The sequence below is a fragment of the Flavobacterium odoriferum genome (assembly GCF_025499515.1).
Classification (GTDB): Bacteria; Bacteroidota; Bacteroidia; order Flavobacteriales; family Flavobacteriaceae; genus Flavobacterium; species Flavobacterium odoriferum.
In genome coordinates, this window is record NZ_JAMKFA010000008.1 from 89,239 (window position 1) to 102,427 (window position 13,189).

12 protein-coding genes are annotated in these 13,189 nt (G+C 32.9%); 2 read left to right on the forward strand and 10 right to left on the reverse strand.

Annotated features, from left to right (window positions below; genetic code table 11):
* Window positions 1–18: 18 nt before the first annotated feature.
* Complete coding sequence (tamL, locus tag M9Q43_RS07605) at window positions 19–2,577, reverse strand: translocation and assembly module lipoprotein TamL (RefSeq protein ID WP_262318346.1); 2,559 nt, start codon at window positions 2,575–2,577, stop codon at window positions 19–21.
* 37 nt (window positions 2,578–2,614) lie between these two features.
* Here tamL and M9Q43_RS07610 point away from each other — a divergent pair, with 37 nt between their 5' ends.
* Window positions 2,615–3,337: a TrmH family RNA methyltransferase gene (locus tag M9Q43_RS07610; RefSeq protein WP_262318347.1), complete on the forward strand. Its 723-nt coding sequence runs from the start codon at window positions 2,615–2,617 to the stop codon at window positions 3,335–3,337.
* Window positions 3,338–3,339: 2 nt separating this feature from the next.
* On the opposite strand, the gene porT is transcribed toward M9Q43_RS07610, so the two are convergent.
* The 9 genes from porT to M9Q43_RS07655 all read right to left on the reverse strand — a co-directional run bounded on the left by porT (window position 3,340) and on the right by M9Q43_RS07655 (window position 11,926).
* Window positions 3,340–4,032, reverse strand: a complete 693-nt coding sequence (gene porT, locus M9Q43_RS07615) for a type IX secretion/gliding motility protein PorT/SprT (RefSeq protein ID WP_262318348.1) — start codon at window positions 4,030–4,032, stop codon at window positions 3,340–3,342.
* A 1-nt stretch (window position 4,033) separates the two neighbouring features.
* Entirely contained in the window at window positions 4,034–4,765 is a 732-nt protein-coding gene (gene ubiE, locus M9Q43_RS07620; RefSeq protein ID WP_262318349.1) for a bifunctional demethylmenaquinone methyltransferase/2-methoxy-6-polyprenyl-1,4-benzoquinol methylase UbiE, read from the reverse strand.
* Between the two features lie 53 nt (window positions 4,766–4,818).
* A complete protein-coding gene (locus M9Q43_RS07625; RefSeq protein ID WP_262318350.1) occupies window positions 4,819–5,304 on the reverse strand; it encodes a dihydrofolate reductase in 486 nt (161 codons plus the stop codon).
* A gap of 220 nt (window positions 5,305–5,524) precedes the next feature.
* Complete coding sequence (locus tag M9Q43_RS07630; RefSeq protein ID WP_262318351.1) at window positions 5,525–7,105, reverse strand: T9SS type A sorting domain-containing protein; 1,581 nt, start codon at window positions 7,103–7,105, stop codon at window positions 5,525–5,527.
* Window positions 7,106–7,207: 102 nt separating this feature from the next.
* A complete protein-coding gene (locus tag M9Q43_RS07635) occupies window positions 7,208–8,032 on the reverse strand; it encodes a thymidylate synthase (RefSeq protein ID WP_262318352.1) in 825 nt (274 codons plus the stop codon).
* Window positions 8,033–8,104: 72 nt separating this feature from the next.
* A complete protein-coding gene (locus M9Q43_RS07640; protein WP_262318353.1) occupies window positions 8,105–9,364 on the reverse strand; it encodes a nucleoside permease in 1,260 nt (419 codons plus the stop codon).
* Window positions 9,365–9,382: 18 nt separating this feature from the next.
* The gene (locus tag M9Q43_RS07645) at window positions 9,383–10,006 is read right to left on the reverse strand and encodes a bifunctional nuclease family protein (protein ID WP_111567342.1); all 624 of its coding nucleotides are present in this window, start codon (window positions 10,004–10,006) and stop codon (window positions 9,383–9,385) included.
* A gap of 179 nt (window positions 10,007–10,185) precedes the next feature.
* Window positions 10,186–11,154, reverse strand: a complete 969-nt coding sequence (locus M9Q43_RS07650; RefSeq protein WP_111567341.1) for an electron transfer flavoprotein subunit alpha/FixB family protein — start codon at window positions 11,152–11,154, stop codon at window positions 10,186–10,188.
* Between the two features lie 25 nt (window positions 11,155–11,179).
* On the reverse strand, window positions 11,180–11,926 hold the full coding sequence (locus tag M9Q43_RS07655) for an electron transfer flavoprotein subunit beta/FixA family protein (protein WP_262318354.1): 747 nt from the start codon (window positions 11,924–11,926) through the stop codon (window positions 11,180–11,182).
* Between the two features lie 228 nt (window positions 11,927–12,154).
* Between M9Q43_RS07655 and M9Q43_RS07660 the strand changes: the two genes are divergently transcribed.
* Window positions 12,155–13,177 (forward strand): pyruvate dehydrogenase complex E1 component subunit beta, encoded by a 1,023-nt coding sequence (locus M9Q43_RS07660; protein ID WP_262318383.1) that lies wholly within the window; start codon window positions 12,155–12,157, stop codon window positions 13,175–13,177.
* Window positions 13,178–13,189 lie beyond the last annotated feature (12 nt).

Sequence of the window (13,189 nt, forward strand, 5' to 3'; positions counted from 1 at the left end):
AAATAAGAATTTATAAAATTAGAATGGATAATTAATTCCAAAATTTAGCACTGTTTTTCCGAAGTTGATTCCTCTAAACCATCTATCACCTATTTCTCTTCCAGGATCATAAGTTTTGTAACCTAAATCGATTCGAAAAACAAAAAAGTCAAAATCATAGCGTAATCCTAATCCAGAGCCAACTGCTAAATCTTCTAAAGATTTTATTCCAGTGAAAGTATAGCGTTCGTCTTCTACATTATCTAAAAAGTTCCAAATATTACCCACATCAACAAACACGGCACTATAAAAATTGCCACCTACTCTAAAACGATATTCTGTACTGAACGTTAATTTTAAATTGGCTTCATTAAAATCATTCACACCTCCACTTCGTCCTGGCCCTAAACTATAGGCTTGCCATCCTCTGTTGTCGTTTGAACCACCAGCAAAATAACTTCGTGAAAAAGGAATTGACTTAGCGTTTCCATAAGGAATTGCAATTCCAGCAAAGGTGCGCATGGCTAAAGAGTTTTTCTTTCCAAAATCCCATTGCTTTACAAAATCTACTTCGGTTTTAATGTATTGTGCATATTCAATTCCGAAAAGTTTTGTATTTCCCGCAGCGCTTTCTTCTTTGGTTAAATTTAACCCGTTGCCTAAAAGTGATAAAAAGTTTCCAGCCGATTCAATTCTTGCTTTAAAATTGTAATAACTTTTATCGCTAATATTACTTTTTGTACTTCTATTAAAAGCAAAACTTGATGAAACTATTAGGTTGTCTTCTACTAAACGAATATATCTTTCTGAAATACTTAAAATAGTTTTATAATCTTGATCATTTGAGGTTAATGAAGTAGCTCCACTAAAAACATCTAACATGAAACCTAATGTTCCTTCATCTGTTAATTGTCCTCCTTGAATATACTCTGGTGTTACATTGTAAATTAAAGCCAATTCATTAAGTCTATTGTATGAAGTTCTATATACATTAAAATAATTTCCTGCATTTAGATTTCTTACATAGTTGATGTTTAATAAATCAAACTTAAAGTTGTTCCTACCATTAGTTGTTGACCAATTGTAGTTGATACCACCAGATAAACTTTGTTTGTCTAATCCAATGTTTTTTTGATTAGTTAAACCAACACTAATTTGGGTAGAAGGAAACATTTCCTTCTTGATGATTTTCTTAGTATTTAAAGGGAAGAAGATCCTTGGAATGTTCAATTTGGCATCAATACCGTATTCAAAAATATTAAAGAAAACATTATTTGGATTGGCAAAATCTTTAGATGAACCTATATTACCACGTGTGGAAATTTCTAAATTTTCTGCTCTTCTAAACACATTTCGCCAAGTAAATGACATTCGTCCGCTAATTCCAAATTGTTGAATATCAGATGTGGTAACATCAATTGAAGGTCGCCAAGCATATTTCTTCTTGTTTACTAAATAGATGTTTGTGATTAAGGAGGTTTTAGTGGAATCATTAGGATCTTCAATGTATTCAATGTTTGGATAATTAAAAACATTCAGATTATTAAGTGATTTTGAAGTTAATGATCTATCAATATCGCTAAATAATTCGCCTTTTTCAATAAAAACCGAATTCAATATTGCCTTTGGTTTGTATTGTAATTTTCCCGTACTAAAAAAATTATAATCTTTGTAAACCACACTATCTTTAACTTGATTGTTTTCTTTTTTGGAAGTATTATTGGTAAAAATATTGACTTGGCTAATTTTATAAATTGTAAAAGGTTTTTTAACTAAAGTGTCGCCCATTTTTACACTCCTGTCTTCTATTTTAAGAATAATTCCTAATTTTTGAGCCGAATCGTTTTGAATAGCTTCATATTTTACATGGTTTTCTTGAAAATGGTATACACCATTATTTCTAAAATGCTTAGTAATACGTTTTCTTTCGTTATCAAAATTAGAATACAAATACTGTTCCCCAGGTTTTATTAATGATTTTTTGGCTTCCGTTTGATACAAGCTGTCAATTTCAGGGGTTTCAATTTCTCGAGATAAAGAGTCGATTTTATATGGATTTCCTGTTGTTACAGTATAAGTAACTTTACCTCTTTTGTTTCCAATTGAATCAATTTTAAACGAAACAGTATTTTTTAAATAACCATTATCGTAATAAAATCCAGATAAACGTTCTTTTGACTTTTCGGCTTTCTTTTTATCAAGAATTACTGGTGGTTCGCCTGTTTTTTTTAAGAAATTACTAAATCCAGCAACTAAAAACGATTTTCCTAAACGCCCTATTTGTTTGTCTGAAATAAGTTTTTTTAAATTTTTTCTGCGGTTCGGTTTTTTGTCTAACCAAGCATTGTAGGATGAATCTGGATTTTTTTTTGCCAAGTTATATAAACTCAAACGCAAAGGATATTTGAAAAACTTATTGTTGGGCTGTTGTGTTAATATATTATTAACTCGTTCCTCTTTTATTAGTTTTTCGTTGGTATAAATTTCATTTTTTACGAGTAGTTGTTTATTTTCAGGCACGCGTTTAACTAACGAACACGAATAAATTATTGTTCCGATTACAAATAATAATGTTATTTTTGGTAAAATATTTTTCAAAGTCCTTTTTAAAAAGTTAGTCAAAAATACAATTTTTATGGTTAGTAAAAACCAAATTAAACTAATAACGAGTTTACAGCAAAAAAAATATAGAAAACAAGAACAACTTTTTTTTGTTGAAGGTGTAAAAGGTGTTCAAGAATTGCTTGATTCTAATTTTGAATTGCACGAATTATTTACCACAAAATCAGATTTTGTATCAATTGATACACGCAAAGTTCATACCATAACTGAAGCCGAATTAAAAAAAATTAGTGCTTTGACTACTCCAAATACTTGTTTAGCGATTTTTAAAATTCCTAAAGCAGTTGCGTATGAACAAAATGGATTAATTCTTGCTTTAGATGATGTGCGCGATCCTGGAAATTTAGGAACAATAATACGTTTATGTGATTGGTTTGGAATTAAAACTTTATTTTGTTCAGAAGAATCGGTTGATGTATATAATCCAAAAGTTGTGCAAGCCACTATGGGTTCAATAAGTAGGGTAAATGTGGTGTATGGAAATTTAGAGCAATTTTTAACTGCTGCGAAGTTGCCTATTTTTGGTACTTTTATGGATGGATCAATTATTTATAAAGAAAAACTTCCAACAGAAGGAATTATTGTTATGGGCAACGAAGCTAATGGAATTTCGAAACCTATTGAAAACTTAGTTTCAAAACGTATTACCATACCAAGATTTGGCGATTTGCAAGCCACCGAAAGTTTAAATGTAGCCACAGCCACAGCCATAATTTTGAGCGAGTTTAAGCGGTGATTTTAATGAAAAGAAAAGTTCACAAAAAATCCTCTTGTTTTCATTGCTTGAATATCTCCTGTCCAAGGACTTCCTGGTGTATTATCGCGAATTAGTTCGTCTTCCATGCTGAAAACACCACGAATTGATGGAGAAAAAATAAAATATTCGGTGTAAATGTCAATTCCAAAACCTACTTCATAAAAGTTTGTCCATTTGGTCATTCTAAAACGATCGTTGTAATTATCATCTGGAGCATCTGAATTACTTCCTAAATTTAATGCAGTTGAAACACCTCCAACAAGAAAAGGTCTAACATTACCAGTTCGCAAAGCAGAATATTTTAACAATAAAGGAAAAAAGATGTACGTTGACTTAACTTCTCTTAATCGATCACCTGAATCAAGAATGTTTGGATAGGTTAAATTTCGTTGTGTAATGTACAATCCAGGTTCAAAACGTAAATCAAAATATTCAGTAAGTCTTAAATTTCCAATTAAACCCACATTAAACCCCGTTGTAGTTCCAACTTGGATGTCATTGGTTACAGATAAATAATCAAATTTGAAATCTAAACTATTAAAACCAAGGAAATAACCCCAATGAACGCGCTGTTTGTTCCAGTTTTCTTGATTGATAATTGGATCTTTGCCAAACATGCCACCTTGAGCAAATACGATTTGGGTAAAAAGTAAGAGAGCAAATATTTTCTTCATGTTATTTTTTAGATGCGTGATAAATAGTTGCCACTCCAAAAGTTTGTGGCAAATGATTTACTTCTATAAACCCAATTTTTCTCAAAATATTGTTCAATACTTCGCCAAAAGGAAATTCGTTAGCAGAATCTGATAAATAAGAATATGCTGCCTTATCTTTTGAAAATAATTTTCCTACCAATGGAAGAATTACTTTTGAATGAAAAGCATACCCTTGTTTAAACGGAAATTTTGTTGGTACAGAAGTTTCTAAAATGATAAATTGTCCACCAGATTTAAGTGTTCTTAAGATTTCTGTTAAGCCTTTTTCAAGATTTTCAAAATTACGAACACCATAAGCAACGGTAATTACATCAAAATGATTATCAGGATACGGAATGTTTTCGCCATCACCTAAAACCATTTGAATTTTTGAATCCAAATGTTGTGCAGCAATTTTTTTCTTTCCAATGTCTAACATTCCTTGTGAGATGTCTAATCCTATAATTTCAGTAGCAGAAGTACTAGCAAATAAAATAGCCAAATCACCTGTGCCAGTTGCAATATCTAAAATTGATTTTGGCTGACTTGCCTTTACCATTTTCAAGATTTTTTGCTTCCATTTTGCGTCGGTGCCAAAAGAAATTACTTTATTAAGACCATCATAGTTGCCAGAAATGTTGTCAAACATTTGAGCAACTTGTTCTTTTTTACCTAATTCTGAATCTTTGTATGGCGTTATATTTTTTGACATTTTATTAATTTTGGACAACAAAAGTACGATTAATAATCAAGAACTTAAAAAAATTACCTTTTAACATAAGTTAAAAAAGTAAAATTGTAATCGTGTTTTTCGTCTTTAGAATGAAATTCCTCGAAAACTAATTCCCATTTATCAGTATCAATTTCCGGAAAAAAAGTATCCGCTTCAATGGTAGTATGCACACGCGTTAAATCGATTTTATCCGCAATTTCAATGGATTGTTTGTAGATTTCTCCACCGCCAATGATAAAAACTTCTTCCTCTTTTGGACACAAAGCAATCGCTTTTTGTAAACTACTCGCAACCAAACAACCTTCTGGAGCTTCGTAGTCTTTTTGTCTAGTAATGATAATATGCGTACGATTTGGTAACGGTTTCGGAAAACTTTCAAAGGTTTTTCTTCCCATCACAATAAAATGACCCGAAGTTAAACTTTTAAAACGCTTAAAGTCATCTGGCAAATGCCAAACCAATTGGTTGTCTTTTCCTAAAGCATTGTTTTCAGATGCGGCTGCGATTATGGTGAGCATAGTAATAATTTGAAACGCTAAGGTAGTATTTTGTAATGAATTATTTTCTTTAAATTTTAAAAATGAGAGTAGATATAAATGACTTTTTAACGCCCTACGGCTTTACGAATGGTGAACTTCGTTACCAATTATTTTCTGTTAAAGATAAAATTTCATGCGAAATGTAAACGTGAACTTACCACAAAAAACCAATCTTGCCAAACGCTTGTTAGCAGAATATTTAATTTTTAATAAATTTTTTTGTTTCTGTTTTTCCGTTTTCCGTTTCTATTTGAATTATGTAATTTCCACTTGTCAAACTTTCAATATTGATTTGGTCATTAAATTTCGAAAAACTACTTTTTATAATTTTTCCAGTTAAATCTATAATTTTAAAATAAAAAGATGTTTCTGGATTTGTAGAATATTGTAAGCTAATGAATTTACTTGATGGATTTGGATAGAGAATTGTATTCGTTATTTCAAATTCTGAATTAGATAGACTATCTGAGGCAAGTTTTACGACCCAAAAATCTGTATTACCATGGTTTCCTGTAACATCTCCATTGTTTGAATTTGTTCGTCCAGCTATTATATACCCGCCTTCAGTTGTTTGTTCTATATAATCAGCTTCATCAAAACTAATTCCTCCTAGAGTTTTTTGCCAGAGTAGTGTACCCATTCCATCTAATTTTACAACCCAATAATCCCAATCTCCCTGATTATTTGAAACATCTCCATTGTTTGATTTAGTATTTCCTACTATTATTATTCCTTCATCGATTGTTTGTTGTATATATTTTGCTTGGTCAGAATTTGTACCTCCTAAAGTTTTTTGCCAAGTGATATTTCCTAAGGAATTTAATTTTATTACCCATACATCATAATTACCATGATTTCCTGTAACATCTCCATTATTTGAAAAGGTATATCCAGAAACTAAATAACCACCATCTATAGCCTGTTTTATACATTGAAAACCATCAAAGCCGCTACCTCCTAAAGATTTTTGCCAGGAGATATTCCCTTCAGAATCTAATTTTACAACCCAAAAATCGTCATTACCATGATTTCCAGTAACATCCCCATTAGTTGAATTAGAATTGCCTCCTACAATATAACCACCATCTAAAGTTTGTTGTACACTACCTCCCAAATCATCTCCAGTTCCTCCTAATGATTTTTGCCAAATTATAGAACCTGTTGCATTTAATTTTACCACCCAAAAATCTGAACCTCCATGATTTCCTGTTATGTCTCCATCATTTGAATTGCTACCACATGTTACTATATACCCATTATCGGATGTTTGTTGAATATCATATCCTTGATCTACACTACTTCCACCTAATGTTTTTTGCCAAATAATATTTCCTGCAGAATCTAGCTTTATTATCCAACAGTCCCAACTACCACCATGAAATCCTGTTACATCACCATTATTTGAATTTGTACGTCCAATTACTATAAATCCACCATCTGTAGTTTTTCTAATCCTCCTAGCCCAATCTTCTCCAGATCCTCCAAATGTTTTTTGCCATTCTATTGTTCCTGTTGAATTTATTTTTACTAACCAATAATCTGCATCACCGTGATTTCCAGAAACATCACCATTATTTGAATATGTATAACCCGAAACTATATATCCATCATCAGTAGTTTGTATAATAGAGCGAGCATATTCATTAGATGTCCCTCCGAATGCTTTCTGCCACTGGATGTTAGGGGCTTGAGAAAAAACATTGATAGTATTTAATCCAATAATGAATAAAAACAAATACAATTTCATGCTAAAACTACTTATAATTTTTTTTCTATTCATTTCTCTAAATTTTCTGCTAACTTGTATATATGCACTATAAAGTATCACATATAAATCCAAATATGGGTAGATTGACACTACTAAGTTTCGTTTATTTATTTTTTACACCGCCACAACACCTTTAATATGCGGATGCGGGTCGTAGCCTTCTAACGTAAAATCCTCAAACTTGAAATCGAAAATATTTTTAATTTCTGGGTTTAATTTCATCGTTGGTAATGGTCGGCACTCACGAGATAGTTGTAATTCTAACTGCTCCATGTGGTTGTTGTAAATGTGCGCATCACCAAAGGTGTGGATGAATTCGCCTACTTGTAAATCGCAAACTTGTGCAATCATCATTGTAAACAAAGCATAAGATGCAATATTAAAAGGAACGCCTAAGAAAATATCAGCACTGCGTTGGTACAACTGGCAACTTAATTTTCCATCGGCAACATAAAACTGAAAAAACGCATGACATGGAGGTAAAGCGGCTTTTCCATTGGCAACATTTTCCGCAAAAGAAACTGAAGTATCTGGCAAAACACTAGGATTCCAAGCGGAAACTAACATTCTTCTGCTGTTTGGATTGGTTTTTAGCGTTTCGATTAATTCGGTAATTTGGTCAATTTCTTCGCTATTCCAATTGCGCCATTGGTGGCCGTAAACCGGACCCAAATCGCCTTTTTCATCGGCCCATTCGTCCCAAATCTTAACTCCGTTTTCTTGTAAATATTTGATGTTGGTATCGCCATTTAAAAACCACAACAATTCGTAAATAATCGATTTTAAGTGTAATTTCTTAGTGGTTACCATTGGAAAACCTTCGCTTAAATCAAAACGCATTTGGTAACCAAAAACACTTAAGGTTCCAGTTCCTGTACGGTCGCCTTTTTGGTTGCCGTTTGCTAATACGTGTTTTACTAAATCGTGATATTGTTGCATTTTTAAGTCAGAAGTTAGAAGTTAGAAGTCAGAAGTTTTTGAAATCTTCAACAACTTATTTCAATAATAAAATTAATGTGTAATATTAGCTACATCCTTTGGGTTATGCTTGTGCTTGAATAGAACAGCAAAAGCAATTGCAATTACTAAAGCATAAGCAGCAAAAGTTAACCAGATGTTGTGCCAGTCTTTTTCTCCTGTTGCAGCATCTGTAAAATACATGCTGATGATTTGTCCGCTGACAACACTTCCTAAAACTGCACCGAAACCGTTAGTCATCATCATGAATAAACCTTGAGCCGAAGAACGAATCTTAGAATCGGTTGAGGTTTCTACGAATAATGAACCTGAAATGTTAAAGAAATCAAATGCCATTCCGTAAACCACACAAGACAAAATAATCATCCATAAACCATCTCCAGGGTCTCCGTAAGCGAATAATCCGAAACGTAAAACCCAAGCAATCATACTGAACAACATTACTTGTTTGATTCCGAAACGTCTTAAGAAAAATGGAATTGCTAAAATAAATAAGGTTTCTGAAATTTGAGAAATCGACATAATTAAAGTCGAATATTTTACTACTAATGAATCAGCGTAAACTGGATCGTGTTTAAAGTCATCTAAAAATACATCACCATAAGCATTCGTTAATTGTAAAGCAGCTCCAAGGAACATACTGAATACAAAGAATAAGGCTAATTTGTAATCGGCAAATAATTTAAACGAACTTAATCCCATAAGTTCCATGAAAGACTTGTTTTCTGTGGTATTTCCTTCTGGTTCACATTTTGGTAATGTAAAGGAGTACAATCCTAAGAAAATAGCAGCAATGGCAGCAATGTAAAATTGATTTTCAGAAGCTTTGTTTCCGGTTAAGTTGGTAATCCACATGGCTACAATAAAACCAATAGTTCCCCAAACACGAATAGGTGGAAAATCTTTCACCACATCTAAACCACCTTTTTTCAAAGCATTGTAAGCAACTGAATTAGAAAGAGCAATGGTTGGCATGTAAAAAATCATCGCCACTAAAATCACCCAAAAGAAATCAGATGGATTGCTTACTTGTGGAACATATAAAAGTGTTAAACCTCCCAAGATATGAAGAGCTCCGTATAATTTTTCAGCGTTTATCCATCGGTCGGCAACAATTCCGCAAAGGGTTGGCATAAAAATCGAAGCAATTCCCATAGTAGAAAAAATAGCTCCAAATTGTGCTCCATCCCAATTTTTAGTTCCGAACCAATAATTTGCTACTGTGATAAGCCAAGCTCCCCAAACGAAGAACTGGAAAAAGTTCATTATCGTTAATCTGAATTTTACATTCATACTGTTATTGTTAAAGTATTAAGATTCTTTTTTTGAGATTTCGTCTCTAATTTTTGCTGCTTTTTCGTAGTCTTCGTTTTGCACAGCTTCGTCTAGTTTTTCGTATAATTCTTTTAGCGAATAGCCTGAATAACTATCGGCAGGAACAACTACGTCTTCTTGTCCAAAAGTTTCTGGAGTAGAAAGAATGTCATCGTTTTCTTGGTTTTCTGCATTTTCTGAAGGATTGATGCTTAGGTAAATTCCGGCTTTATCTAAAATGTTTTTGTAAGTAAAAATAGGAGCATTAAAGCGTAACGCTAAAGCAATCGCATCCGAAGTTCTGGCATCGATAATTTCTTCGATTTTGTCTCTTTCGCAAATAATACTTGAGTAGAAAACACCATCGACTAACTTATGAATAATCACTTGTTTTACCACGATGTCAAATCGGTCAGCAAAACTTTTAAATAAATCGTGTGTAAGTGGGCGAGGTGGCTTGATTTCTTTTTCTAAAGCAATAGCAATAGATTGCGCTTCAAAAGCACCAATAACAATAGGTAGTTTTCGATCACCATCCACTTCATTTAAGATTAAGGCATAAGCTCCGTTTTGCGTTTGGCTATAGGAAATACCTTTTATAGTTAATTTTACTAAACTCATTTCAAATTGTTAATTATCATTTCTTTGATGTCTGATTTGGATTTTTAAACATCATCACAAAGTCAGAAAATGGCTAACAGAAAAACGGTTAGCCATTTGCTCCAAAAATAAAAAAAAGAGCTATCTAAACAAAGATAACTCTAATTTTAATTTAATATATTTTTTAAACAACTATTTTATTACGAGTTGCTTGCTTTAAATGCTTTTAATTTTTCAATTAATTGAGGTACTACAGTGAAAGCATCACCTACAACACCATAATCAGCTACTTTAAAGAAAGGAGCTTCTGGGTCTGTGTTGATAACTACTTTTACTTTTGAAGAGTTGATACCTGCAATGTGTTGGATTGCTCCAGAGATTCCAACTGCAATGTACAAGTTAGAAGCTACTGGTTTTCCAGTTTGTCCAACGTGCTCACTGTGAGGTCTCCATCCGATGTCAGAAACTGGTTTAGAACATGCCGTTGCAGCACCTAAAACAGAAGCTAATTCTTCAATCATTCCCCAGTTTTCTGGACCTTTCATTCCACGACCAGCAGAAACTACGATTTCAGCATCAGCGATAGTTACTTTTCCAGTTACTTTTTCTACGTTTTCAACTTTGATTCCGAAATCAGCATCATTTAATGATGGTGCGAAACTTTCTTCAGTCATAGCAGCAGCATTTTCTACTAATCCGAAAGAGTTTTTAGCAATTCCTAATACTTTTACTGGAGTTGAAATTTCAGTAATATTGAAAGCTTTGTTTGAGAAAGCAGTTCTTTTCACTTGGAAAGGCGAAGTACTTTCTGGTAACGCTACAACATTTGAAGCATAACCTGCTTCTAAAGCTACCGCTACAAGCGGTGCTAAATATAAACTATCTGTTGTTGAAGAAACTAATACAATTTGAGTTCCTTCTTTTTTAGCCGCTTGAGCAATTACATCAGCATATGCTTTTGCGCTAAAGTTGTTTAATTTATCGTTAGAAACGTTTAAAACTTTGTCTACTCCGTAAGCCGCTAAAGCACTGTTGTCAGAGTTGTTGATAGTTACAGCGGTAACTGTTGTTCCCATTGAAGCAGCTACTTTTTTTGCGTAAGAAGCTAATTCGAATGCTACTTTTTTAATTTTTCCTTCTGCTGATTCAGCATATATTAATATCGACATGATTCTTTAATTTTTAGGTTTGAAATTAGATAACTTTCGCTTCGTTATGTAATAAGTTAATTAACTCATCTAAATTGTCAGCATTTACTAATTTAACTGCTGATTTAGCAGCTGGTTTTTCAAATTTAACAGCTTTAGTTGCAGTTGCGTCTCCTGTTGGTTCTACTAAAGTTAAGGCTTTAGTTCTTGCCATCATGATTCCTCTCATGTTTGGAATACGTAAGTCTTTTTCTTCTACTAAACCTTTTTGACCACCAATAATTAATGGTAAACCTGCAGAAATTGTTTCTTTTCCACCGTCAATTTCTCTAGTTACTTTTGCTTCGTTTCCGTTTACATCAATTCCAACACAAGCGTTTACGAAATTGTAACCTAATAATCCAGCAACCATTCCAGGAACCATTCCGCCATTATAGTCTAATGATTCTTTTCCAGCAATTACTAAATCATAACCTCCGTTTTTAACAACTTCAGCTAATTGTTTTGCAACAAACATTCCGTCTGTTGGGTTTGCATTAATACGAATTGCTTCGTCTGCTCCAATTGCTAATGCTTTTCTTAAAGTTGCTTCAGCATCAGCTCCACCAACATTTACTACAGTAACATTTGCTCCTTGTTGCTCTTTAAACCAAATGGCTCTTGTTAAACCAAATTCATCATTAGGATTAATTACAAATTGAACACCGTTAGTGTCAAACTCACTGTCACCATTGACAAAATTAATCTTTGAAGTAGTATCAGGTACGTGACTGATGCAAACTAATATTTTCATTTTTATGTATTTTGTTAGTGAATATTTTCTGTCCCAAAAATACAAAATAATTTCTAAATAAAAACTATGCACGCATAATAAATATGGTTTTCTTATAAAAATTAGCTTTTTTTTAGGAATAGTTTAATTGCATGGTTATGTTTTATGTTTTGATTGAATATTTTTAACGCTAAAACGTTTTAGTAGAAAGTGTTGCCATTTTTTTTAATAACGAATTAGAATAATTATATTTTTCTTACTTTTGCCAATCATAATTCAAAAGAAATTAATTTCATGAGAACGATACAATTTAGAGAAGCTATTTGTGAAGCGATGAGCGAAGAAATGCGTCGCGATGAATCAATATATTTAATGGGTGAAGAAGTAGCAGAATATAATGGAGCATACAAAGCTTCAAAAGGGATGCTAGATGAATTTGGACCAAAACGTGTAATTGATACTCCTATCGCAGAGTTAGGATTTGCAGGAATCGCTGTAGGTTCTGCTATGAATGGGAATCGTCCTATTGTAGAATTCATGACGTTCAACTTCTCATTAGTAGGAATTGACCAAATTATCAACAACGCAGCAAAAATGCGTCAAATGTCTGCTGGACAATTTCCAATGCCAATGGTATTTAGAGGTCCAACAGCTTCTGCAGGTCAGTTAGGCGCAACACACTCACAAGCTTTTGAAAACTGGTTTGCTAACACACCAGGATTAAAAGTAGTAGTTCCTTCTTCTGTTTACGATGCAAAAGGTTTATTAAAATCAGCTATTCGTGATAATGATCCAGTTATTTTCATGGAGTCAGAACAAATGTATGGTGATAAAGGTGAAGTGCCAGAAGGAGAATATACGATTCCATTAGGTGTTGCTGATATCAAGAGAGAAGGTACAGATGTTACAATTGTTTCATTTGGTAAAATCATTAAAGAAGCTTACGCTGCTGCTGATGAATTAGCAAAAGAAAATATTTCTTGTGAAATTATCGATTTAAGAACCGTTCGTCCTATGGATTACGATGCGATTTTAAATTCGGTTAAAAAAACAAACAGATTAGTAGTTTTAGAAGAAGCTTGGCCATTTGCTTCAGTTGCTTCTGAGATAACTTATATGGTACAAGAAAAAGCATTTGATTACTTAGATGCTCCAGTTCAAAGAATTACAACAGCTGATACTCCAGCGCCTTATTCACCAACTCTTTTAAAAGAATGGTTGCCTAATGCGCAGGATGTAATTAAGGCAGTTAAAAAAGTTTTATACAAATAAGAAATAACTTAT